Source organism: Mycolicibacterium sichuanense, assembly GCF_033741125.1.
Classification (GTDB): Bacteria; Actinomycetota; Actinomycetes; order Mycobacteriales; family Mycobacteriaceae; genus Mycobacterium.
Genome location: NZ_JAWQPU010000003.1, coordinates 184762 through 207581, shown reverse-complemented (window position 1 = coordinate 207581; position 22820 = coordinate 184762). Strand labels below are relative to the sequence as shown.

Here is a 22820-nt window from a genome sequence, read left to right as displayed (position 1 = left end):
CCTCAGCGGACGTCGAGCAGGTCGATCACGAAGATCAACGTCTTGCCCGACAACCGGTGTCCCGATCCGGCGGGGCCGTAGGCCTTGGCCGGCGGGATCGTCAGCTTGCGGCGACCGCCGACCCGCATCCCCGGGATCCCGTCCTGCCATCCCTCGATGAGTCCGCGCAGCGGAAACTCGATGGACTCGTTGCGGTTCCAGGAGCTGTCGAATTCCTCGCCGGTGTCGTACTCGACGCCCACGTAGTGAACGGTGACGGTGCCGCCCGGCACGGCCTCGGCGCCGTCACCGACGACGACGTCGGTGATGACGAGGTCGTCGGGGGCAGGACCGTCTGGAAATTCGATCTCGGGTTTAGTTGCCACGGTTGACACCGTAGTCGGGCAGACTGGAGCCGTGACTACGGACTCGAACAAAGACGCCGACATCCTCGCCCAAGTCCATGAACTGGTCGCCGAGGAAAAGGAACTCCGGTCGAAGCTTCAGCATCGCGAGATCTCCGAGACCGAGGAGCATCGCCGGCTGCAGCGCCTCGAGGTCCAGCTCGACCAATGCTGGGACCTGCTGCGGCAGCGCCGCGCGCTGCGTGAGACGGGCCAGGATCCCGACCAGGCGACCGTCCGTCCCGAGAACGAGGTCGAGGGCTACTTGGGCTGAGGCATGACGGCAGGGGCCTAGCCTGCGGTGAGCTTGTCCAGGATCGCGGCCAGCTTCCGCAGCTCGTCGGGGGCCAGCGCCGCGAACGGAGGCGGCGCGGGATCCTCCACCGCATCGATCTCGGCGACCACCCGGCGGCCCTCGTCGGTCAGCGAGATGACCTTGCACCTGCGGTTGGTGGGATGCGCCGTCCGCACGACCAGGCCGCGGTCCTCGAGGTCGTTGACGGCGACGCTGGTGGCCGGTGCGTCCATCGTGGCGGCCTCGGCGATCTCCTTGGCCGTCATGGGCTGCCGCGCCAGCCGGCGCAGCACCCGCACCCTGCTGAACGGCAATCCCGTGGTGTCGATGACGTCGCGCTTCCAAGCGTCGCGGTTGTCGAACACCACCGCGGCCATGGTGCGCCACACGTCGTCGGCGAGGGGATCACCCGGCATGGACACTCACCTTCGGCTGCGCGCTGCCTGCGATCAGCGGGGCGAGCCGCTCGGCGGAGCGCAACGCCCGCTCCGAGGTGGAGAACAGGCCGATGCCCGAGATGACGACGCCGAGTCCGACGCAGACATACCAGAGCGGACGGGCCGAGTCCGCGAAGTCCGCGCCGGTCCGTGCCAGCGCCGCGCCTGCGATCGAACCGCACAGGGCCACACCGATGCTCACGCCGATCTGCCGGCTGGTCGACGTCACCGCCGACGCCGCGCCGGCCCGGTCCAGGGGCATGCCGCTGACGGCGGCGTTGGTGATGGGCGCGTTGACCATCGAGAAGCCGATGCCGAAGACGGCGAAGATCCCGAGCAGTCCCCACACGGGCGTGGTCTTGGTCAGCAGTGACAGCAGCGCCGAGGCGGCGGTGATCAGGACGCCGGCGATCAGTAGCGACGGCCGCGCGCCGAAACGGCCAACCATCCGTCCGGAGATCGGCGAGAAGACCAGCGCGCCAATGGCGATCGGGGCATAGATGAGCCCGGTGTGCATCGCGGAGTAACCGCGTTCGGACTGCAGGTACAGCGACATCATGAACAGGAACGCCCCCCACGCCGAGAACGCACAGATCGCGGTCAGCGTAGCGCCGGCGAACGGGATGCTGCGGAAGAAGCGCAGATCGATGAACGGGTCGTGCCGCCGGGACTCGAAGCGTAGGAAGGCAACGAAGGCGAGCACCGCGACGACGGCGACCGCGATCACACGGGGGTTGGTCCAGCCGTATTCCGGACCCTCGATGAGGGTGAACACGACGCCGAACAGGAACAGCACCGCCAGGCCCTGGCCGATCGGATCGATGTTGCGCATGGTCTTGGACTTGGTCTCCGGGACGAAGATCGCCGTGAGCACGACGGCCGCCGCGCAGATCGGCAGGTTGATCCAGAAGACCGCGCGCCAGCTCACCAGCTCGATCAGCAGACCACCGACGACGGGGCCAAGCGCCATCGAGATTCCGACCACCGCACCCCAGAAGCCCAGTGCCCTCGCTCGTTCGACACGCTCGGTGAAGACCTGCGAAATGATGGACAGAGCAACGGGATTGAGCATCGATCCGCCGACGGCCTGCAGCAGTCGCGCGATGATCAGCGTCTCGATGTTGGGTGCCAGGCTGCACAGCAGCGAGCCGACGGCGAACACCACCAACCCGATCTGGAACACGCGCCGGCGGCCGAACCGGTCACCCGTCGCACCCGACAGCATCAGCAGCGAGGCCAGCACCAGCGTGTAGACGTCGACGACCCACTGCAACTGCGAGGGCGAGGCGTGCAGGTCGGTGCGAATGCTGGGGATCGCGACGTTCACGATCGTCGCGTCCATCGACACGATCAGCAGACTCAGACAGCAGGACACCAGGATGATGACCTTGCGCCGGGGCGTGAGCGCATCGATGGTTGTATTCACACAACTATTGTGAACCCACAACCATTACCCATGCAAACGACTGTGGCGCAGCCGACGTTCGCGGAGGAAGCGGCTAGCGCTGACCCATGTCGGCGTAGTCGCGCTCGGTGTACCCGGTGTAGATCTGCCGCGGGCGACCGATCTTGCTTGGCGACTCGTGCATCTCACGCCAGTGCGTGATCCAGCCCGGCAGGCGGCCGAGGGCGAACAGCACGGTGAACATCCGCGTCGGGAAGCCCATCGCCCGGTAGATCACGCCGGTGTAGAAGTCGACGTTCGGGTACAGCTTGCGCTCGACGAAGAAGTCGTCGGTCAGCGCGACTTCCTCGAGCTGCTTCGCGATGTCCAGCAGCTCGTCGTTGACGCCGAGCTTGCCAAGGATCTTGTCGGCTTGCTCCTTGACGATGCGCGCCCGCGGGTCGTAGTTCTTGTACACGCGGTGCCCGAAGCCCATGAGCTTCACGCCCTCTTCGCGGTTCTTGACCTTCTTGACGAACGTGCTGACGTCGTCGTCGCCGGTGCGGATCTTCTCCAGCATCTCCAACACGGCCTGGTTGGCGCCGCCGTGCAGCGGACCCCACAGCGCGTTGATGCCGCCGGAGATCGACGTGAACAGGTTGGCCTGCGAAGAACCGACCAGGCGCACGGTCGACGTCGAGCAGTTCTGCTCGTGGTCGGCGTGCAGGATCAGCAGCAGGTCCAGCGCGCGGACGATCTCGGGGTCGACCTCGTAGGGCTCGGCGGGGAACCCGAACGTCATCCGCAGGAAGTTCTCGACCAGCGTCAGTGAATTGTCAGGGTAGAGGAACGGCTGGCCGACCGACTTCTTGTAGGCGTACGCGGCGATCGTCGGCAGCTTGGCCAGCAACCGGATCGTGGAGAGCTCGACCTGGTCCTTCTCCAGCGGATCGACCGAATCCGGGTAGTACGCCGAGAGGGCGTTGACCGCGCTGGAGAGCACCGGCATCGGATGCGCGTTGCGGGGGAAGCCGTCGAAGAACCGCTTGAGGTCCTCGTGCAGCAAGGTGTGCCGCTGGATCTGGGTGGTGAACTTCTCGAGCTGATCGGCCGTCGGCAGCTCGCCGTAGATCAACAGATAGCTGACCTCGATGAAGGTGGACTTCTCCGCGAGCTGCTCGATGGGGTAGCCGCGGTAGCGCAGGATGCCGGCGTCGCCGTCGATGTAGCAGATGGAGCTCTTCGTCGACGACGTGTTGACGAAGCCACCGTCGAAGGTGGTGTAACCGGTCTTGGCCAGCAGCGAGCCCAGTGCGATGCCGTCGGATCCCTCCGTCGCCTTCACGATCTCCAGGTCGATCTCGCCCCCCGGGTAACGGAGGGTGGCGACCTCGTCCGAATCCTGGCGGGAACTGGAGTCTTCGGGCACGTTAACCCCTTCTACGGTTTGTCGGCCGGAGCGAGCTGTCCGTCACTAGTGGAAGGTAGTCGCTATCGGTTTCCGGCGCTCGTGGGGGGTTGCCCGTCGAGGGCTCCACCGACCGCCGCCAACGGCACCCAGGTGTGGCGGAACAGTTCCACCGTCGCGGCCAGCCGCTCGCAGATGACCTCGGGTTCGAACGGGTCGTTGCCCGGCTGGCCAAGCCCGGCGAACGAGTCGGCGAAGATGACCGCCCAGACGTCGGTCGCCAGCGTGACGGCGCGATCCCCCGCCGGAACGCCCATCCGGCGCGCCATCACCCGCATCGTGGCCTGGTTGGTGACGTCATGCCGAAGCGCCAGCGCCGACGCCCGGTAGGACACCGAGGCGTTGATGATCTGGATCAGCATCGCCAGACGGCGGAACCCCGGCGTCTCGTACCCGTTCCGACTGTCCAAGACGTCCACCGATGCGGCCAGCAGATCGTCGTAGACGGTGCCGCCCGGGGGCAGCCGGTCCATCGCCTCGGCGATCAGGTCGTCGAGGTCATCGGTGATGGCGGCCACCACCGCCTGCTTGGTAGGAAAGTAGCGGTTGAACGTCCGCGGCGAGACGTCGGCAGCCGCGGCGATCTGCTCGACGGTGGTGTTGTCGTAGCCGCGCTCCAAGCACAGCTCGGCGGCGGCCTCGATGAGCGACACCCGGGTGCGGAGCTTCTTGCGCTCCCTCAGACCCCGAGGCGGGAACGTATTAGGCATACACCGGCTCGTAGTCGTCGCCTGTGGGCGGACCCTGCAGGTCGGAGGTCATCGCGGCGACCTGCTTGGACGCCTCGTTGATCCGGTCGACCATGATGTTCGGCCCCAACCGGACGGTCTTGGTGTTCGCGATCAGGTCACCGCACGCGTTGACGATGGTGGCCGAGAAGAGCATGGTCGCCAACTGCACGCGCCGGTTGTCGACGGGCACCCCCATCCGCTTGGCCAGCACCGCCGCCGTCACGTCGTGCCGGAACTCCGAGGCGGCGCGCTTCAACGCCTCGGAGGCGTTGAAGACGCGCTGCATGAGCACGATGCGTTCAGAGCTGAGCCGACCCGGCTGCCGCTCCGCGACGCGGGTGAGGAACGCCACGTGCGCGCGCCGCATCGCCTCGATCGGACCCACGTGCGACGGCACGGCCTCCAGTTCGACGGCGACCCCCTCGGAGTAGTCCTCCAGCAGGGTCAGGAACACTGCGTCCTTGGTCGGGAAGTAGCGGCTGAACGTTCGGGGCGAGACACCGGCCGACGCGGCGATCTGCTCGACGGTGGTCTGTTCGTAACCCCGATCGAGGCAGAGTTCCACCGCAGCGTCGACGAGCACGGCACGCGTCCGGAGTTTCTTGCGTTCGCGCAGACCAGGCGGCGAGCCGCTCGACACGTCGATCACGAGACGATGTTAACTCCGGCGTGGCCAGGAAACCTGCAGCCTCGTCAGGTTCGGTATCGGACGAACGCGGGCACCAGCAACGCCGCGATCACCACCCCGACGACCACCAGCGCACCTCCACCGGCGGCGGCCACCGTGGTACCGACGACTGCCGCCGATGCGCCATGCACGGCGTCGGCGAGCCGTGGACCACCCGCGACGACGACGGTGAAGACGCCCTGGAGGCGACCTCGCAGCTCATCGGAGGCGGCCTGCTGCAGGATCGTGGACCGGAACGCCGAGGACACCATGTCGGCGGCACCGCCGATGGCAAGGAACGCCAGCGCCACCCAAAGCAACGCGTTGGCCCGGCCACCCGCAAAGCCGGCCGCCAGCCCGAAGCCGACCATGGCGACCCCCCACACCACGATGGCGACCACCACCGCGAAGCCCTGCCGCCTGATGCGTGGCAGCCAACCCGAGAAGACCCCGCCCGCAACGGCGCCGACGGCGATGGCCGCCGACAGAAACGCCATGGCGGTGCCGCCCTCGACGGGCCCGCCGAAGCTCTGGTGCGCCATCTCCGGGAACAGCGCCCGAGGCATGCCGAAGATCATGGCGATCAGGTCGACCACGAAGGACATCAACACGACGCGGTTGCCTGCCAGATAGCGGAAGCCGTCGAGGACGGCCGCGAAACCCCACTTCGAGGTGCCCTCCGCGAGGCCGGTCGGGGGCATCTTGGCCAGCCGAATCGTCGCCCAGATCGGCGCCACGCACGTCAGGGCATCGATGGCGTAGAGCGTCGACAGGTCGACGAAGTGCAGCAGGACGCCGGCCAGCAACGGCCCCACGATGGCGCCGAACTGCATTACCGTCATGTTCAGCGAGTTGGCGGCGGGCAACTGCTCGTACGGCAGCATCCGCGGAATCGCCGCCGAGCGCGTCGGGCTGTTGATCGCGAAGAAGGCCTGCTGAACCGAGAGCAGGCACAGCACCACCCACACGTCGTTCAGGCCGAGGGCGGCCTGCACCCACAGCAGGATCGAGGACACCGCTAGCCCAACGGACGCGATGATCAACAGCAGCCGGCGATCCATCGCGTCGGCCCAGGCACCGCCCCACAACCCGAAGACCACCAGCGGCACCAGCGCGAAGAGGCCGGCCAAACCCACGTAGGCGGAGCTCTGGGTCAGCGCGTAGAGCTGAACGGGGACGGCGAAGATCGTGAGGTTGGCACCAATGACCGTGACGATGCCCGACAGCCACAGCCTGCGGAAATCCGGCGTCCGCAGCGGTGTGGTGTCGGCGAAGACCCCCGCCACCCTCAGGGCTGCAGTCGCTCGACGACCGGTCCCGCCACGCGGATCCGGTTGTGCACGCGATTCTCGCGACCCTGCCAGAACTCGACCGACTCGGGTGCGATCACGTAACCACCCCAGTTCGGCGGTACCGGCACCTCGGCGACACCGGTGAACCGCTCGGTGACCTCTGCGAGCTGACCGAGCAGCGCCTCGCGCGAGGCGACCGGCTGCGACTGGTGCGACGCCCACGCGCCCAGCTGCGAACCGCGCGGCCGCTTGGCCCAGTAGCTGGCCGTCACCTCGGGTGCCACCTTCGTCACCGGGCCGCGGACGTGGACCTGGCGACCCAGCGCGAACCACGGAAAGGTCGCCGACGCATACGGCGTGGTAGCCAGGTGCTCACCCTTGGCGGAGCCGTAATTGGTGTAGAAGGTGATGCCCGATTCGTCCACGCCCTTGCACAACACGGTGCGGGTATCGGGTCTTCCTCGGGCGTCGACCGTGCCGACGACGATGGCGTTGGGCTCGGCGATCCCGGCGCGTTCGGCATCGGCCAACCAGCTGCGCAACAGGACGATCCAGCCGTCGGCCACCCAATCGGCGTCGAGATCCGCACTGCCGTCCTTCTCCGGGGACCCGTATTCCACCCGCATGCGCGCCAGGTGTTCGTCACTCGAACTCACGCGGCAAACGCTACGCCCGGCAGGCCAGGGTTGGGTTACCGACCGGTAGCGGTCGACGGTGGCCGTGGTGCGAGAATCTGCTCATGACCGACGCGTCCAACATTCCCGAGGGATTCGTAGAGGGGCTCGAAGGCGTCGTGGCCTTCACCAGCGAGATCGCCGAGCCAGACAAGGATGGCGGCGCACTGCGTTACCGCGGCGTCGACATCGAGGATCTGGTGGCTCACCACGTCACGTTCGGTGACGTCTGGTCGTTGCTCGTGGACGGCAAGTTCGGCCGGGGTCTGACGCCCGCCGAACCCTTCCCACTGCCCATCCACACCGGTGACGTCCGCGTCGACGTCCAGGCCGGACTGGCCATGCTCGCCCCGATCTGGGGTTACCAGCCACTGCTCGACATCGACGACGAGACCGCGCGCAATCAGCTGGCGCGGGCATCGGTGATGGCACTGTCCTACGTCGCGCAGTCGGCCCGCGGCATTCATCAGCCCGCGGTTCCGCAGCGCAACATCGACGAATGTGCCACCGTGACAGAGCGTTTCATGACGCGCTGGAAGGGTGACCCCGACCCGCGACACGTCGAAGCCATCGACGCGTACTGGGTGTCCGCGGCCGAGCACGGCATGAACGCCTCCACCTTCACCGCCCGGGTCATCGCCTCGACGGGGGCCGACGTCGCGGCCTCGCTGTCGGGAGCCGTCGGCGCCATGAGCGGTCCGCTGCACGGCGGTGCGCCCGCCCGCGTGCTGCCGATGATCGAGGAGGTCGAGCGCTCCGGTGACGCCCGCAGCGTCGTCAAGTCGATACTCGACCGCAAGGACAAGCTGATGGGCTTCGGCCACCGCGTCTACCGGGCGGAGGATCCGCGAGCCCGGGTGCTGCGCGCGACGGCCGAGCGACTGGCTGCGCCCCGCTTCGAAGTGGCGGCCGCCCTCGAGCAGGCCGCGCTCGCCGAGTTGCGCGAGCGCCGCCCCGACCGGGCGATCGAGACGAACGTGGAATTCTGGGCCGCGGTGATGCTCGACTTCGCCGACGTCCCCCCGAAGATGATGCCCGCCATGTTCACGTGCGGCCGCACCGCCGGGTGGTGCGCGCACATCCTCGAACAGAAGCGGCTCGGCAAGCTGGTTCGGCCCGCGGCCATCTACGTCGGGCCGGCGCCGCGCAGCCCGGAGTCGGTCGAGGGTTGGGACCAGATCACGACGTCGTGACCACCAGGACGACCTTCCTCTCGGCGGCCAAGGCGTTCGCCGAACTGGTCCATGTCATCCCCGAATCAGCTTGGGACGGACCGGGTCTCGGCGAGTGGGACCTGCGGGCACTGGTCGGGCACGCGTCGCGCTCGCTGACCACCGTCAGCACCTACCTGAGGACTCCGGCCGAGCAGGAGGACGTCACCAGCGCGGCCGACTACTACGCCCGGATCCGTGATTACGCATCGAGCGCGGGCTCGGCGGCCATCGTCGAACGCGGGCGCCAGGCCGGTCGCGATCTCGGGGAACGGCCCGCGGTTGCCGTCGACGCGCTACTCGATCGGGTGGTCGCCGACCTCGCCGAGGTCGATGATCCACTGATCGAGGTGATCGGCGGCCTCGGCATCCGGTTGGAGAACTACCTGCCGACGCGGGTGTTCGAACTCGCCGTGCACGGTCTGGACATCATCGGTGCCGCCGGGCTGGACGCCGCGATGCCCGACGAGGTGGTGACGGAGGCGACGACGCTGGCCGCCCAGATCGCCGCGTCGTCCGGTGCGGGCGCGCCGGTGCTGCTGGCGCTGACCGGGCGCACGGGACTGCCCGCGGGGTTCTCGGTCGTCTAGCCGGGCTCGGTCGTCTCAATTGGCTTCTCGCCGTGGTGGTTCGTAGGGGTCGTACCACCACCAGTCGGCGCGTTCCCCGAGCGGGCCGGTGCACGGCGGGACATCCGGCGGAGGTGTGGTCGGCGGGCGGGCCAGCGAGGCGTTGGTCAACGGGGTGCCCTCGGCGTCGGTGACGATCAGGTCGTCGGCGGTGCCGGCGATCGTGATGCCGCCCCGGTGGTGCAGCCGGTGGTGGTAGGGGCAGACGAGAACGAGGTTCTCCAGCTCGGTGGGGCCGCCGTCCTCCCAGTGCCGCACGTGATGAGCATGCAACCCGCGGGTGGCCCCGCACCCGGGGACCACACAACAGCGGTCGCGGTGTTCCAGGGCTCGGCGTAGGCGGCGGCTAGCCTGGCGGGTCTCGCGTCCCGCACCGATGACCCGGCCGTGGCGTTCGAACCAGACCTCACACGTGGTGTCACAGAGCAGCATCCGGCGTTCGTCGTCGGAGAGCAGTGACCCCAGATGCCAGGCCGCCGAACGGTTCTCCACGTCAAGGTGCACGACTACGGTGGTGCGTTGCCCGTGTGGACGGTGGGCCACGTCGGTGTCCCAGCCGGCCTGCACCACACCCAGGAACGCATCGACCCGATCCGGGAACGGCGGCACCCGCACGTCATCCCCGCCGGCATCGCGGTCGTCTTCATCGTCGCTGCCGTCGCCGTGGTCGCGTCTCCACTGCGCGATCAACGCGTCGTGGTGCGACTGCACCGCGGCATCGAACACCGCCGCCTCAGAAGGTGGCAGGGTGATCCGCCACGTCGTACCGCGGTCGCCTTCCCTGCGGACGAAGGAGCGCTCCGGCTCGGGCTTGGGTCCCAAATCCGGGCGGGGTTCCAGCTTCACCGCGGTCCGCAGCTGGGTGACCGTCGCGACCACGGCCAGCTCGGCGTAGTGATCGTCGGAGCCCGATGCCGCCCCGGCGGCGATGACCCCGATCTGATCCAGCGAGAGGCGGCCCTGGACGGTGGCTTCGGCCAGGCGGGGGAATTCGTGCAGCCGGCGCGCCACCGTCACCAGGTTCGCCGCGTTGTGCGGGGAGATGCCCAGCTTCCACGCCACCAGCGCAGGCACCGAGCGCGCGCCGGTGGAGCCCCAGATGGCGTCGCGGTCGATCTCGGCGGCGATCTGCGCCAGCCGGCCGTCGATGGCGTTGCGTTGCCCGGCGAGTTCCTCCATCTCGGCGAACAGCACCTCCAACCGCTCCTGAGGAGCCAAAGAGGTTGCCGCCGTGGACATGACTCCATCACAGCACGAGCCACCGACAACACCGGCCGGCGCCAAACGAGCCGTCCGATGAGTTTCGGTGGCGACCCCGGTCCACACTGGTGACCAACCCCCATCGAAAGGATCGCCATGGCCATCGAAGACGTCCAACCGTCCCTGTCCCCACACCTCGTCGTGGACGACGCCGCCGCGGCGATCGACTTCTACGTCAAGGCCTTCGGTGCCACCGAGCTGGGCCGGGTGCCCCATCCCGACGGGCGCCTCGTCCACGCCGCGTTGACGCTCAATGGATCGACCGTGATGCTCGCCGACGACTTCCCGGACTTCAACGACGGGAAGTCGAGCACGCCCAAGGCCTTGGGCGGCACGCCGATCACCATCCACCTGCAGGTCCCAGACGTCGAAGCGTCCTTTCAGCGCGCACTCGACGCGGGCGCAGAGGTCGTCGCGCCCTTGGCGGACCAATTCTGGGGTGACCGCTACGGCGTGCTGCGGGACCCGTTCGGCCACCAGTGGTCCCTCGGGCAGCCGGTGCGCGAGGTCAGCATGGAGGAGATCGCCGCGGCCATGGCGAGCCAATAGCTGCGGCAGTCGCTAGCGGCGCAACCCCGCGAGCAGGCGCTCCCCGAGCGACGGCGCCGGGGCAGTGGCAGTGGCAGCCGCGGCGAGCATGTCGGGGATAGCGACGAACTTGTCGCGCGGCCGCTTCTCTCCGCCGCGGGCGACCTCCGCCCGGTCGATGGCACGCCAGCCGGCCGCGTCCACCACCTCGGGCTGCCGGGCCCTGACGAGTTTCGTCAGCGCCGATTGACTTCCCCGCGGATCGGGCAGCACCCCGTCGTTGTAGTCGTCTACCAGATGTCGCACCGTCTCGGCCGCGCACGACTTGTTGGTGCCGATGAAGCCGGTGGGCCCCCGCTTGATCCACCCGGCCACGTAGGCGCCGCGCAGACCCACGACCCGGCCACCCTCATTGGGGACGACGGCAGCGCTCTCGTCGAACGGCAAGTCACGAATCGCCTTGCCGCGGTAGCCAATCGAGGTAAGTACCATGCCTGCCTCGAGGCGTTCGACGTCGTCGGTGCCCGTGACCGTGAACTCGATGCCCTCGACCCGCTGATCGCCGAGCAGTCGACGGGGGGTCAACCCGTAGGCCAGCCGGATGCGGGGACGAGTCGCCGGCGTCGTCGCGACCGCGAGCTTGGCCAGCACCTCGAGCTTGTTGCGGGTCAGCGGGTCCGACTCGGAGAGGAGGTCTTGCAATACCCGGTCGTGATCCCGCGCCGACAGCACCACCTCGTGCGTTGCGTTCAGACCGATGAGCTCGGGCAGGGTGAACGCCGATGCCGCCGGGCCCCGTCGGGCCGCCACCACGACCTCGCGTACCCGCGACTCGCGCAGGGCCGCCAGTGCGTGATCGGAGACATCGGTACGGGCCAGGTCGTCCGGGTCGGTGGTGAGCACCCGCGCGACGTCGAGGGCCACGTTGCCGTTGCCGACGATGACGATGCGCTCGGAGCCGAGATCCACCGGCAGGCCCACGAAGTCGGGGTGGCCGTTGATCCAGGCCACCACCTCGGTCGCGGTGCCGGTACCCGTCAGATCCATCCCCTCGATGTCGAGACGACGGTCGTTGGGAGCACCGACCGCATAGAGGACGGCGTGGTGATGCTCGGCCAGTTCGGCGTGCGAGACGTGTTCGCCGACCTCGACGTTGAGGAAGAACGTGAACCCCCGCAGGTCCGCCACGCGGTCGAAGAGCTTGGTGACGCGCTTGGTGGACTGATGATCGGGCGCCACCCCGGACCGCACCAAACCATATGGCGTCGGCAGCTTCTCGAAGACGTTGACCCGCACGCCCTGCTGGGTCAGCAGTTCGTCGGCGGCATACATCGCCGCGGGCCCCGACCCGACGATCGCCACGGTCAGCGGGCCGCTCGCCCGGCGGTGCACCATCGGCGCCTCGAGCACCGGCGCCAGCTTCGAGGTCGGCGGCAGTTTGCCCTCGCGCTTGGGATAGAACGCCGCGTTGAGTTCGACGAACACCTGCTGCTTCTCGTCGAGCTTGCTGTCGGGCGCAATCGCACCGACGGGACACGCGCTGACGCACGCACCGCAGTCGACGCAGGCGACCGGATCGATGTACAGCATCTCGGCCGTGGCGAACCCCGGCTCATCCGGCGACGGATGAATGCAGTTGACCGGGCACGCGTAGACACAGGACCCGTCGCTGCAACACGACTGGGTGATGACGTGGGGCATCGTCGTGACCTAGGCGGCACTCACCAGGTGCTGACGCTGCGGCTCGCTGCGGTAACGGCTGGCCTTGCCGTAGATCCTGCAGATCCGCCAGACCAGCTTGGCGACGGGGTTCATCAAACCCGTTTCCTCGCAAAGCATCCGGACGTCGCCGAACATGTCGCGCAGCATCTGACGCGACTCGGGTGACTTGAAGAAGATCTCCTTGCGGACCGACCGCGGGATGTCGAATTCCTTCCAGAAGGCACGGGGCGGCACGATGATCGCCGAGCACAGGACCCGCATGACGACAGGCACGTAGATCGACAGCCAGAAGCGCTTGCGACGCGACAGTGTGGGGACCCGCTTGTGCAGGTATTCGTGCGCGAAGGAGATGTGCCGCGCCTCCTCGGCGACGTGGATCGCCATGACGCGCTCCATGATCGGATGCAGTGCCTTGCCCTCGCGCAGCACGTTCTTCTGCGTGTGGTCGATGGGCTCCTCGCCGGCGAGGATGCCGAACCAGAAGGGGATCGGCAGCGGGCCGGCGACCAACGGAATCGTTGGTTGAACCCACTTCAGGAGCGTCGGCATGCCCGGGACGTCGGCGCCGATGCGGTTGACCATCTCCTGGAACATCAGCGTGTGGTTGCACTCCTCGACGGCCTCGTGCAGACAGTAGCGATACTCCGGTGAGCCGTTGGGCGTCCAGAACGCGTACTCCATCAGGCCGCGAATGAGGATCGATTCGAAGTGCAACCCCACCTTGGCCACGTTGGCCTGCCGCCACATGCCGATCTCGATCTGCTTCTCAACGGGCTGGGCGCGGTACCACTCGTGCTTGCCGATCGGATCGGTCATCGGCAGAATCCAGCGCTCGTCGTTGGGCACGACGGCGAACTCCGGCGAGTCCCAGTCGATGTCGGTGAACGGATTGAAGTTGCGTCGCACCGAGCCCTCGGACAGCGTCTTGAGCGTCTCGACATACTGGGTGTCGTCGAAGACGTCCATGTTCTTGCGCCAGCGTCGGATGATGCGCGTACGTGCAGTCTTGACAGCCACTCGAAGCCTCCCAGCGGGTTTACATTCGTATGCTTGCTGTCCAGTAACAGTACCCGTGGTCCCAGTAATTAACCAGGGACTTTCCTGAGATGTGCCTCAGCGGGGTTATCCGCATCACATGTGAACCAGCTCACAGTCGAATGGCCTGCCCCCCACTCGAACACCCGCGGCGCCTCCTGCCGATCGGCCCGTCCACCGGCTTCACTACGCTGGGGAGCCATGGCCGAACTCGAAATCCCCGCCGACCTCAAGCCCGCCGACGGACGGTTCGGGTCCGGGCCGTCGAAGGTGCGCCCCGAGCAACTGCAGGCGCTGCTGGACTCCAGCCACCTGTTCGGCACCTCGCACCGCCAAGCGCCGGTGAAGAACCTCGTCGGCCGCGTCCGCGACGGGATCCGCGACCTCTTCTCCGTGCCCGACGGCTACGAGGTCATCCTCGGCAACGGTGGGTCGACGGCCTTCTGGGACGCCGCCGCGTTTGGTTTGATCGACGAGCGCTCGCTGCACCTCACGTTCGGCGAGTTCAGCGCCAAGTTCGCGTCCGCCGTGGCCGCCAATCCCTTCGTCGGTGACCCGATCATCGTCAAGGCCGATCCGGGCAGCGCGCCGCAGCCGCAGTCCGACCCGTCGGTCGACGTCGTGGCGTGGGCGCACAACGAGACCTCGACGGGTGTCGCCGTGCCGATCCAGCGCCCGGCAGGTGACGCCCTGGTGGTCATCGACGCGACCTCGGCGGCCGGCGGCCTGCCGGTTGACATCGCCGACACCGATGCCTACTACTTCGCCCCGCAGAAGAACTTCGCCTCCGACGGTGGACTGTGGTTCGCCATCACGAGCCCGGCCGCGCTGGCCCGGGTCGAACGCATCGCGGCTGCAGGTCGCTGGGTCCCCGACTTCTTGTCACTGCCCATCGCCATCGACAACAGCCTGAAGAACCAGACCTACAACACCCCGGCGATCGGCACCCTGGTGCTGATGGCCAACCAGCTCGACTGGCTGAACGGCAACGGCGGCCTCGACTGGGCGGTCAAGCGCACGGCCGACTCGTCCCAGCGGCTGTACTCGTGGGCCGAGGCGACCAGCTACACCACCCCGTTCGTCGCCGACCCCGCGTTGCGTTCGCAAGTGGTGGGCACCATCGACTTCAGCGACGAGGTGGACGCCGCTGCCGTGGCCAAGACACTGCGGGCCAACGGCATCGTCGACACCGAGCCATACCGCAAGCTGGGCCGCAACCAGCTTCGGGTGGCGATGTTCCCGGCCGTCGAACCCGACGACGTGAGCGCCCTGACCGCGTGCGTGGACTGGGTCGTCGAGCGTCTCTGACACCGCCAGCGTGTCAGCCCGGTTACGGGCCGATAACGAAGTAGGGTGGGCCGTTGAGCCGCCCTAGGAGGTCGCACATGCGGGAACTGAAGGTCGTCGGACTCGACTTCAACGAGACCGGGGCCGGCACGCGCATCATCTGCGAGCGGGTCGACTCCGGCGAGAAGTTCGTCCTCCGTCCCGATGATCGCCTGCGCGCCGCCCTCAACGGCGATCGCGCTGCCGCCATGCCCCCTCAAGTCGATGTCGAGGTTCCGAACGTGCTGACGCCCAAGGAAATCCAAGCCAGGATCCGCGCCGGCGCATCCGTCGAACAGGTGGCCAGCGCGGCAGGCGTCGAAATCAGCCGCGTCGAACGTTTCGCCCATCCCGTGCTGCTGGAACGCTCGCGCGCCGCGGAACTTGCGACCGCATCGCATCCGGTGCTCGCCGACGGCCCGGCCGTCCTCACCCTGCTCGAGACGGTGACGACGGCGCTCGTCGCGCGTGGACTCGACCCCGACGCCACGTCGTGGGACGCCTGGCGCAACGAGGACGGACGCTGGACCGTGCAGCTGTCGTGGAAGGCCGGCCGGTCCGACAACGTCGCGCACTTCCGCTTCGTCCCCGGCGCCCACGGTGGCACCGCAACGGCCTTCGACGACGCGGCAGCCGAGCTGATCGATCCCGAGTTCGACCGGCCGCCGCTACGCTCCGTGACGCCGGTGCCGACGCTGGATCTGTCCTTGCCCGAGCCCGTGCCGGCCGTCGAGGTAACCGCCGAGCCAGAGCCGACCAAGCCCGCGCCCAAGCCCCGCACCCGCAAGCGCAAGCCCGAAGTGCCCGGCTGGGAGGACGTCCTCCTCGGCGTGCGTTCCGGCACCCAGCCCTGACTAGGCGATCAACCCAGGACGCCCCCGAGGGCCATCGCGAGCAGCGCCAGCCATCCGATCGCCACTCCCAGGCCGCTGCCGAGCACGAACCAGCGCCACACCGGTCGGGCCCGCCACCCCCACACCGTTGGTGCGAGCCCTCCGACGGCTACCAGGTTGAGCCCGACGGCGAGCAGTGGATTGACCCGGGTCAAACCCATGCTGAGCACGATGATGGCGCCTGCCGTCACCGCGGCGACGAAGGCGGCCACCGTCAGCCCGGTGCCCCAGGGCGTGGCGTCGTCGTTCACTGGCTCAACCCTTCCCCGGTCACCGCGCGTCCGACCTCCGCGCCGAGCCTAGCTCGCTCGTAGAAGGCAAGGGCCGCAGCGGTAGCCACGTTCAACGAGTCCGTTCCCCGCGACATCGGGATCCGCACCCGCACGTCACTGGCCCGCATCGTCCGCTCGTCGAGCCCCGGGCCCTCGGCCCCGACCAGGATCGCCACCCGGTCCTCGACCAGCGTCGCCATCGCCGCGGCCAGCGTGCGGGCGGCCGGGTTGGGGGTCATCGCGAGGACGCGAAATCCGCTGTCTCGCAATACTTCCAGATCCGCAGGCCAATGGGCGGACCAGGCGTAGGGCACCAGCAGGGCGTGTCCCATCGATACCCTCACCGCGCGACGGTAGAGCGGATCGGCGCACCCGAGACCGAACACGATCGCGTCGACGTCGAGACCGGCCGCGTTGCGGAACACCGAACCGAGGTTCTCGTGATCGTTGACGCCCTCGAGCACCGCGATGGTGCGCGCCCCGTCGAGCACCTGCGCCAGCGACGACTCGGGCGGCCGGGGCGCTGCGGCCAGCACCCCGCGGTTGAGATGAAAGCCGATGACCGCGGCCATCACCTCCGCGCTGGCCCGGTAGAACGGGGCATCGGACACGTCGAGGTCGCTGCCCAGCTCGCCGAGCCGGCGGTCGGTACCGAGGAAGGCCCGCGGCCGAAAGCGCGACGCCAGCATCCGCTGAACCACCAGCACGCCCTCGGCGATGACGAGACCCTTGCCGCTGGGCAGGTCCGGCCTGCGGTCGATGCTGTTGAGATCGCGAAAGTCGTCGAGCCGCGGATCGGCGGGATCGTCGACGTCGATGATCAGCGCCATGCCCACGTCACCAACGGGACGGCGCGGCTCAACTTCCTTCGTCCACGATCGCGGACATCAGCTCGGCGGCCTCCACGAGCGTCTTGCGCTGCGCGGGCGCGAACGCCGCCAGCCGCTGCTGCAGCCACTCCTGGCTGGCGCGACGTTCGACGTCGAGCAGCTCCTGCCCGGAGCGCGACACCGACACCAGCACCTGGCGGCCGTCGTCGGGGTGCGCGCCCCGGTCGACGAAACCCAGCTCGGCCAGCGACGCGATCACCCTCGTCATCGACGGCGGTCGGACCCGCTCGCGCAGGGCGAGCGCTCCCGGTGTCATCGGGCCCTCCTTGGCCAGCGTCGCCAGCGCGGACATCTGCGAAAGGGACACCGGAGAGTCGGGCCGCCGGAACCGCAACTGCCGCGCCAACCGCACGACGGCCAACGAAAGATCGCTGGCCAGGCGTGCGTCGGGGTCGGTCACGACGCAAACAGTACCGATACCGCTGTCCGAATCCACTAGGTTGGTCCGCAATGGACGCCACGCCCCCGCCGCATGACGATCCGCCGGTAGCGCCGGCGCTGCCGGAAGTCCTGCTCCGGCCGTGGCCGGTCATCTACGTGATCGCCGCGGGCTGGCTAATCGCCGCGGTGTTGGCCTTCACCGTGCCAGGGCTGCACGACTGGCGCCCAGTGACGGTGGCCGGGCTCGGCGTCGGCGTGTTGGGCACGTCGATCTTCCTGTGGCAACGTAGTGCCGTGCGCCGCGGTGCACGTGGTGCGCAGAGCGGCCTCCAGTGAGATGACTTCAGCGACGAAGACGAAGGAGTAGCAGTCATGGCCGAGGCCCTGTTGCAGGCCCAGATCGACATCGACGCATCGCCGGAGCGGGTGTGGTCACTGGTGTCCGATTTCGAGCTGATGCCGAAGTGGAGCCCGCAGTGCCGGCTCATGAAGGCCTTCGGTCCGCTGCGCCCCGGGACCAGGACCATCAACGTCAACCGTCGCAAGCTGCTGCTGTGGCCGACGACCTGCCGGGTCATCGAGGTCATCCCGCAGCGGAAGTTGGCGTTCCGCGTCAACGAGAACAACACCGTCTGGACCTACGAGCTGGAGTCGACCGATACCGGAACCCGCCTAATCGAGAGCCGGCACGCCGAGAACGGGGTGAAGCCGGTGTCGAATCTCCTGGTCAACGCCGTGATGGGTGGCGTGCCGAGCTTCGAGCGGGAGTTGGTCGACGGGATGAACGCCTCGCTGCGCCGCATCAAGGCCGCCGCCGAGGGCTAGTCAGCCCTCCGGCTGGGTCAGGTCGAGCACACCGTCGTCGTACGGGTCGAACATTGGCGAGCCGATGGTCGCCGGCTGTGGGGTGTCGGAGTGCGCACCGCAGCCGTACTCCCCCGCGACGACGTGCCCGTCGGCCGACATCTCGTTGGCGCAGACGCCGAACAGCGTGCCAAGCGAACCGGCCAGCGACAGGTAGTAGGCGCAGTCACGGCACACCTTGCGGGTGGCCCGCGCCATCGCCGAACCGGGGCCGTAGTCCCCGTCGTACCAGCGTTCGGCGGCCTCCATCCGGCCCAACTGGCTGAGCACCTGGCGCTTGCCGAAGCCGACCTCGGCGGCGAGTTCGTCGAGCTCCTCATCACCCGAGGACAGATAGCCCGGGACCAACCGCGGGTCGTCGACCGGGGTGGCGAGCAGGTCACCGGGGCTCAGGTCACCCGGCTGCACGCGGTCCTGCCACGGCACCCACTGGGGCGCCAGGAGTGCCGTCGGACCGGGCACCAGGACGACCTCGCTGATCGTGGCGTGGTCGGCCCCGGGGTACGCCGCGACCACCACGGCCCACTGCCACCCCTGGTAACCCGGCATGCTGGCGAGGAACCGGTGGGTGGCTGCGTAGGGATCGTCGAAGTCGACGCCGAGGTATTCGCCGACCAAACCCTGTGCGTCGCCGCCCTCGAATTCGAGGATCGCGGTGCGCGCAGCGTCGACCGCTGCCGCCAGCACGGCGGTCAGATCCGACTCTGGGGCCTGCTCGGCCGGTTCGATCATGCTGTCCATCGCGCTCAATACTGCCTGACGACCCCAGAGCAAAGCCACACCGGCCGCCCTGCGGGCGACGGTCGGTCCGATGGGGAACAATCAGTGACGTGACCGGATCGCGGCGTGACCCCCCATCGGGGCCCGATGAGTTCCGTGACCGCGGCTACCATCCGCCCCGTCCCCCGGCCGATCATCGCGGGGAGCATCCCGGCATGGCCAACTACCCCAGCGGCCCGACCGGTCCGACGCGGCAGTCGAGTGCCAACCGCTGGCTGCCGCCCATCGAGGAGGGACGTCGCAGCTACGAGTCGGCGTCGCAACCCGGTGGCGTCGGGCAGTCCGCCGGCCGGCCTCGGGGCCCCGCCGAGCGCGGCCGCGAGATGGGCTCCAAGATGTACGGCCTGTTCCAGAAGGCCGCGACCGCCGACGGTGCCGACAAGTCGGGGCTGACGGCGCTGACCTACCCCGTGATGGCGAACTTCGCGGCCGACTCGGCGATGGCCGTCGCGCTGGCCAACACGCTGTTCTTCGCGGCGGCCTCGGGTGAGAGCAAGAGCAAGGTGGCGCTGTACCTGCTCATCACCATTGCGCCGTTCGCCGTCATCGCCCCACTGATCGGCCCGGCACTCGACCGGCTGCAACACGGCCGCCGCGTCGCGCTGGCCATGTCATTCGCCGGGCGGACGGCGCTGGCCGTGGTCCTCATCGCGAACTACGACGCGGCGACGGGCAGCTTTCCGCCCTGGGTCCTCTACCCGTGCGCGCTCGGAATGATGGTTCTCTCGAAGTCCTTCAGCGTGCTGCGCAGCGCGATGACTCCTCGCGTGCTGCCGCCCACCATCGACCTCGTCCGGGTGAACTCCCGCCTGACCATGTTCGGATTGCTCGGCGGCACCATTGCCGGAGGCGCCGTCGCGGCCGGGGTCGAGTACGTTTTCGGGCTCTTCCACCTGCCCGGTGCGCTGTACGTGACCGTCGCCGTGACCGTGGTTGGGGCGGGACTGTCGATGCGCATCCCCAGGTGGGTCGAGGTCACCGAGGGCGAGGTGCCCACCACGCTGAGCTACCACGGCACCGACGAGCACTTCCGCCGTCCAAGTCCGGAGGTCACCTCCAAGACACGACAACCGTTGGGCCGCAACATCATCACCTCACTGTGGGGGAACTGCACCATCAAGGCGATGGTCGGCTTCCTGTTCCTGTACCCGGCGTTCGTCGCCAAGTCCCACGACGCCAGCGGCTGGGAACAGCTGCGAATCCTCGGCCTGATCGGCGCCGCAGCGGGCATCGGCAACTTCGTCGGCAACTTCACCGCCGCGCGCCTGCAGCTCGGCAATCCGTCGCGGCTGGTGGTGCGCGCGGCGACCGCGGTGACGGTGATGGCGCTGGCGACGGCGGTGTTCGGCAACCTGTACGTCGCCGCCCTGGCCACACTGGTGACGTCGGGGGCAAGCGCGATCGCGAAGGCCTCGTTGGACGCCTCGCTGCAGGACGACCTGCCCGAGCAGTCGCGCGCATCGGCGTTCGGGCGCTCGGAGTCGTTGCTGCAGCTGGCGTGGGTCGCTGGCGGTGCGATGGGCGTGTTGATCTACACCGACCTGTGGGCCGGCTTCACCGGGATCACCGCGGTGCTCATCCTGGGTCTGGCACAGACGCTGGTCAGCGAGGGCGGCGACTCGCTGATCCCTGGCCTGGGTGGCAACCGCCCGGTGTTCGCCGAGCAAGAGAATCGCAGTACGGCATCGGCGGTGCGGTAGTGAAGCGCGTGATCGTGATCCTCGCCGCGGTGGCCGTGGTGGCCTCGCTGGCCACCGGCGTGCTCGTCTGGCAGCTCAGCCGCACCCCTGCCCCGAAGCATCCCGAGATCAGCGCCTACACGCACGGCCAACTGGTGCGGGTCGGGCCGTATCGCTTCTGCGACGTCTTCGAGATCACCGAATGCGACGTGCCGAAGACCGTCGGAGAGCTCGACGTCACCTCCCGCGACCCGGTGCAACTGTCGGTCCCGCCCGCCATCGCCAGGGCGCCGTGGGTGTTGATCCGCGCCTACGAGGGAGGGGCCGAGCCCACCGTCGACGAGTTCCGCCCCGACACCAAACTCGCCGTGACCATCCCCACCGTCGATCCCCGGCGAGGGCGGCTCACCGGCATCGCGGTCCAGTTGCCGACGCTGGTGCGCGACGAGCAGAACAACGAGTTCCCGTGGCCGCACGCGGAATGGTCGGTTGCCACCGTCTGGCCCTAGACCAAGTCTGACCTAGCCCTCTCGTGGCGGGCCCGGCGGGGTGCCATCGCCGAATGGTCTGCCGCCCAGCGCTTCTCGGCCGTGGGGTGTCGTCCAGTTGGACAGATCCGGCCCCTTGGGCACGATTCCGGTCGGGTTGATGTCGGAATGCACGATGTAGTAGTGCTGCTTGATCTGGCCGAAGTCGACGGTGTCGCCGAAGCCCGGCGTCTGGAAGAGATCCCGCGCGTAGGCCCACAGCACCGGCATCTCGGCGAGCTTCTGCCGGTTGCACTTGAAGTGGCCGTGGTACACGGGATCGAAGCGCGCCAGCGTGGTGAACAGCCGAACGTCGGCCTCGGTGATCGTGCCCCCCACCAGGAAGCGTTGGGAGGCAAGCCTTTCCGAGAGCCAGTCCAGCGCTGTGAACAGCCTGTCGTAGGCGGCCTCGTAGGCGGATTGCGAACCGGCGAATCCGCAGCGATACACCCCGTTGTTGACCTCGGTGTAGATCCGCTTGGCGACCTCGTCGATCTCGGCCCGCAGCGGTTCGGGGTAGAGCTGCGGAGCACCGGGTCGGTGGTAGGCCACCCACTCGGTGGACAGGTCCAGCGTCATCTGCGGAAAGTCGTTGGTGACCACCGCACCCGTCGGGACGTCGACGATCGCGGGCACCGTGATGCCCTTGGGGTAATCCGGGAACCGCTTGAAGTAGGCGTCCTGCAACCGAGGGATCTTCAGCACGGGGTCGAGACCGCCAGGATCGAGGTCGAACGTCCAGCTGCGCTCGTCATGCGTCGGTCCGCAAAAGCCAATGGACAGAACGTCCTCCAAGCCCAGCAGCCGACGCACGATGATCGCGCGGTTGGCCCAGGGGCAAGCCCGGGCCACCACCAGCCGGTACCGGCCCGGCTCGACCGGATAGCCGTCGCGGCCGTCAGCCGTGATGCGCGTCTCGATGTACTTGGTGTCGCGGTTGAACTCGCCCGCTGGGGCTACGTAGGAGGCCACGGGTCCATTGTTCCCCCGGGGCGGGAAGTCAAGCACCCGTTCCCGCGGAGCCGAACTACGCGTCGAGCTCCTGGGCGACTGCCTTGACGACCTCGGAGATCCGGCGCGCCGTCTTGCGGTCGGGGTAGCGGCCCTTGCGCAGCTCGGGCTGCACCGAACCCTCCAGCAGGGTGATCATGTCCTCGACCATGCCGTGCAGTTCGTCGGGAGTGTGCTTGTGCTCGGGCGCGGACGCCTCGCGACGGGCCCGGGCGACGCTCGGCGGCGGCTCGATCACCTTGAGGCTCAACGCCTGCGGACCCCGGCGGCCGGCGGCAATGCCGAACTCGACCTTCTGACCGGCCTTGAGCTCCGCAACCCCGGCAGGCAGCGCAGAAGAGCCCACGTAGACGTCCTCGCCGTCCTCCTGGGACACGAAGCCGAAGCCCTTCTCGGCGCTGTACCACTTCACCTTGCCGGTCGGCACTTGTCTCACCCGCTCGTCTCGCAATGAACGCGTCCCGCCGATGCAGGACGCGAA

Annotated in this window: 27 protein-coding genes; 10 read left to right on the top strand and 17 right to left on the bottom strand. The window is 68.3% G+C overall.

What is annotated here, in order from left to right; all coding sequences use genetic code 11:
* Window positions 1-2 precede the first annotated feature (2 nt).
* Complete coding sequence (locus tag SBI80_RS11405) at window positions 3-365, bottom strand: FKBP-type peptidyl-prolyl cis-trans isomerase (protein ID WP_318974656.1); 363 nt, start codon at window positions 363-365, stop codon at window positions 3-5.
* Window positions 366-396: 31 nt separating this feature from the next.
* Between SBI80_RS11405 and SBI80_RS11400 the strand changes: the two genes are divergently transcribed.
* Complete coding sequence (locus SBI80_RS11400) at window positions 397-657, top strand: DUF2630 family protein (RefSeq protein ID WP_318974654.1); 261 nt, start codon at window positions 397-399, stop codon at window positions 655-657.
* A 17-nt stretch (window positions 658-674) separates the two neighbouring features.
* Here the strand turns inward: SBI80_RS11400 and SBI80_RS11395 are convergent, their stop codons facing one another.
* The 7 genes from SBI80_RS11395 to pdxH form a co-directional block, all read right to left on the bottom strand.
* Window positions 675-1094: a MarR family winged helix-turn-helix transcriptional regulator gene (locus tag SBI80_RS11395; RefSeq protein WP_318974652.1), complete on the bottom strand. Its 420-nt coding sequence runs from the start codon at window positions 1092-1094 to the stop codon at window positions 675-677.
* On the bottom strand, window positions 1084-2541 hold the full coding sequence (locus SBI80_RS11390) for an MFS transporter (protein WP_318974650.1): 1458 nt from the start codon (window positions 2539-2541) through the stop codon (window positions 1084-1086). The genes SBI80_RS11395 and SBI80_RS11390 overlap by 11 nt, the downstream gene beginning before the upstream one ends.
* A gap of 73 nt (window positions 2542-2614) precedes the next feature.
* Window positions 2615-3928, bottom strand: coding sequence for a citrate synthase (locus SBI80_RS11385; protein WP_318974648.1), 1314 nt, complete (start codon window positions 3926-3928; stop codon window positions 2615-2617).
* Between the two features lie 62 nt (window positions 3929-3990).
* The gene (locus tag SBI80_RS11380) at window positions 3991-4677 is read right to left on the bottom strand and encodes a TetR/AcrR family transcriptional regulator (protein ID WP_318974647.1); all 687 of its coding nucleotides are present in this window, start codon (window positions 4675-4677) and stop codon (window positions 3991-3993) included.
* Window positions 4670-5347 (bottom strand): TetR/AcrR family transcriptional regulator, encoded by a 678-nt coding sequence (locus SBI80_RS11375; RefSeq protein WP_318974645.1) that lies wholly within the window; start codon window positions 5345-5347, stop codon window positions 4670-4672. The genes SBI80_RS11380 and SBI80_RS11375 overlap by 8 nt, the downstream gene beginning before the upstream one ends.
* 44 nt (window positions 5348-5391) lie before the next feature.
* Window positions 5392-6651 carry an MFS transporter gene (locus tag SBI80_RS11370; RefSeq protein ID WP_318974644.1) on the bottom strand — a complete coding sequence of 420 codons (1260 nt, stop codon included), beginning with the start codon at window positions 6649-6651 and terminating at the stop codon, window positions 5392-5394.
* A 2-nt stretch (window positions 6652-6653) separates the two neighbouring features.
* Entirely contained in the window at window positions 6654-7313 is a 660-nt protein-coding gene (gene pdxH / locus SBI80_RS11365) for a pyridoxamine 5'-phosphate oxidase (RefSeq protein WP_318974642.1), read from the bottom strand.
* Window positions 7314-7396: 83 nt separating this feature from the next.
* On the opposite strand from pdxH, the gene SBI80_RS11360 reads away from it, so the two are divergent.
* Window positions 7397-8524: a citrate synthase 2 gene (locus SBI80_RS11360; RefSeq protein WP_318974640.1), complete on the top strand. Its 1128-nt coding sequence runs from the start codon at window positions 7397-7399 to the stop codon at window positions 8522-8524.
* Window positions 8521-9132: a maleylpyruvate isomerase N-terminal domain-containing protein gene (locus SBI80_RS11355; protein WP_318974638.1), complete on the top strand. Its 612-nt coding sequence runs from the start codon at window positions 8521-8523 to the stop codon at window positions 9130-9132. The genes SBI80_RS11360 and SBI80_RS11355 overlap by 4 nt, the downstream gene beginning before the upstream one ends.
* A gap of 15 nt (window positions 9133-9147) precedes the next feature.
* On the opposite strand, the gene SBI80_RS11350 is transcribed toward SBI80_RS11355, so the two are convergent.
* A complete protein-coding gene (locus SBI80_RS11350; RefSeq protein WP_318974636.1) occupies window positions 9148-10410 on the bottom strand; it encodes an HNH endonuclease signature motif containing protein in 1263 nt (420 codons plus the stop codon).
* Between the two features lie 117 nt (window positions 10411-10527).
* Here SBI80_RS11350 and SBI80_RS11345 point away from each other — a divergent pair, with 117 nt between their 5' ends.
* On the top strand, window positions 10528-10980 hold the full coding sequence (locus SBI80_RS11345) for a VOC family protein (protein ID WP_318974634.1): 453 nt from the start codon (window positions 10528-10530) through the stop codon (window positions 10978-10980).
* 12 nt (window positions 10981-10992) lie between these two features.
* Here SBI80_RS11345 and SBI80_RS11340 read toward each other — a convergent pair whose 3' ends face one another.
* Together SBI80_RS11340 and SBI80_RS11335 are read right to left on the bottom strand one after the other, a co-directional pair.
* Complete coding sequence (locus SBI80_RS11340; RefSeq protein ID WP_318974632.1) at window positions 10993-12660, bottom strand: FAD-dependent oxidoreductase; 1668 nt, start codon at window positions 12658-12660, stop codon at window positions 10993-10995.
* A gap of 9 nt (window positions 12661-12669) precedes the next feature.
* The gene (locus SBI80_RS11335) at window positions 12670-13698 is read right to left on the bottom strand and encodes an AurF N-oxygenase family protein (RefSeq protein ID WP_318974631.1); all 1029 of its coding nucleotides are present in this window, start codon (window positions 13696-13698) and stop codon (window positions 12670-12672) included.
* A 219-nt stretch (window positions 13699-13917) separates the two neighbouring features.
* Here SBI80_RS11335 and serC point away from each other — a divergent pair, with 219 nt between their 5' ends.
* Both serC and sepH read left to right on the top strand, forming a co-directional pair.
* Window positions 13918-15024: a phosphoserine transaminase gene (gene serC / locus SBI80_RS11330; RefSeq protein WP_318974630.1), complete on the top strand. Its 1107-nt coding sequence runs from the start codon at window positions 13918-13920 to the stop codon at window positions 15022-15024.
* 77 nt (window positions 15025-15101) lie between these two features.
* Window positions 15102-15896, top strand: a complete 795-nt coding sequence (sepH, locus tag SBI80_RS11325) for a septation protein SepH (protein WP_318974629.1) — start codon at window positions 15102-15104, stop codon at window positions 15894-15896.
* A gap of 8 nt (window positions 15897-15904) precedes the next feature.
* Here sepH and SBI80_RS11320 read toward each other — a convergent pair whose 3' ends face one another.
* From SBI80_RS11320 to SBI80_RS11310, 3 genes are read right to left on the bottom strand one after another with little or no spacing between them, the layout of a single operon-like run.
* Window positions 15905-16186: a DUF2537 domain-containing protein gene (locus tag SBI80_RS11320; protein ID WP_318974628.1), complete on the bottom strand. Its 282-nt coding sequence runs from the start codon at window positions 16184-16186 to the stop codon at window positions 15905-15907.
* Window positions 16183-17037, bottom strand: a complete 855-nt coding sequence (locus SBI80_RS11315) for a TrmH family RNA methyltransferase (protein ID WP_318974627.1) — start codon at window positions 17035-17037, stop codon at window positions 16183-16185. The genes SBI80_RS11320 and SBI80_RS11315 overlap by 4 nt, the downstream gene beginning before the upstream one ends.
* Window positions 17038-17065: 28 nt before the next feature.
* Complete coding sequence (locus SBI80_RS11310; protein WP_318974626.1) at window positions 17066-17497, bottom strand: Rv0880 family HTH-type transcriptional regulator; 432 nt, start codon at window positions 17495-17497, stop codon at window positions 17066-17068.
* Between the two features lie 50 nt (window positions 17498-17547).
* On the opposite strand from SBI80_RS11310, the gene SBI80_RS11305 reads away from it, so the two are divergent.
* Complete coding sequence (locus SBI80_RS11305; RefSeq protein ID WP_318974625.1) at window positions 17548-17814, top strand: DUF2530 domain-containing protein; 267 nt, start codon at window positions 17548-17550, stop codon at window positions 17812-17814.
* 36 nt (window positions 17815-17850) lie between these two features.
* Entirely contained in the window at window positions 17851-18303 is a 453-nt protein-coding gene (locus SBI80_RS11300; RefSeq protein ID WP_318974623.1) for an SRPBCC family protein, read from the top strand.
* Here the strand turns inward: SBI80_RS11300 and SBI80_RS11295 are convergent, their stop codons facing one another.
* Window positions 18304-19083, bottom strand: a complete 780-nt coding sequence (locus SBI80_RS11295) for a DUF3027 domain-containing protein (RefSeq protein ID WP_318974621.1) — start codon at window positions 19081-19083, stop codon at window positions 18304-18306. It lies immediately after the preceding gene.
* A 194-nt stretch (window positions 19084-19277) separates the two neighbouring features.
* Between SBI80_RS11295 and SBI80_RS11290 the strand changes: the two genes are divergently transcribed.
* Both SBI80_RS11290 and SBI80_RS11285 read left to right on the top strand, forming a co-directional pair.
* Entirely contained in the window at window positions 19278-20822 is a 1545-nt protein-coding gene (locus SBI80_RS11290; protein WP_318974619.1) for an MFS transporter, read from the top strand.
* A complete protein-coding gene (locus tag SBI80_RS11285; protein WP_318974617.1) occupies window positions 20822-21310 on the top strand; it encodes a DUF2771 domain-containing protein in 489 nt (162 codons plus the stop codon). Before SBI80_RS11290 ends, SBI80_RS11285 begins: the two co-directional genes overlap by 1 nt.
* Before the next feature lie 12 nt (window positions 21311-21322).
* Here the strand turns inward: SBI80_RS11285 and SBI80_RS11280 are convergent, their stop codons facing one another.
* Window positions 21323-22300, bottom strand: a complete 978-nt coding sequence (locus SBI80_RS11280; protein WP_318974615.1) for a glutathione S-transferase family protein — start codon at window positions 22298-22300, stop codon at window positions 21323-21325.
* Between the two features lie 55 nt (window positions 22301-22355).
* Entirely contained in the window at window positions 22356-22766 is a 411-nt protein-coding gene (locus tag SBI80_RS11275) for a cold-shock protein (protein WP_318974613.1), read from the bottom strand.
* Between the last annotated feature and the right edge of the window lie 54 nt (window positions 22767-22820).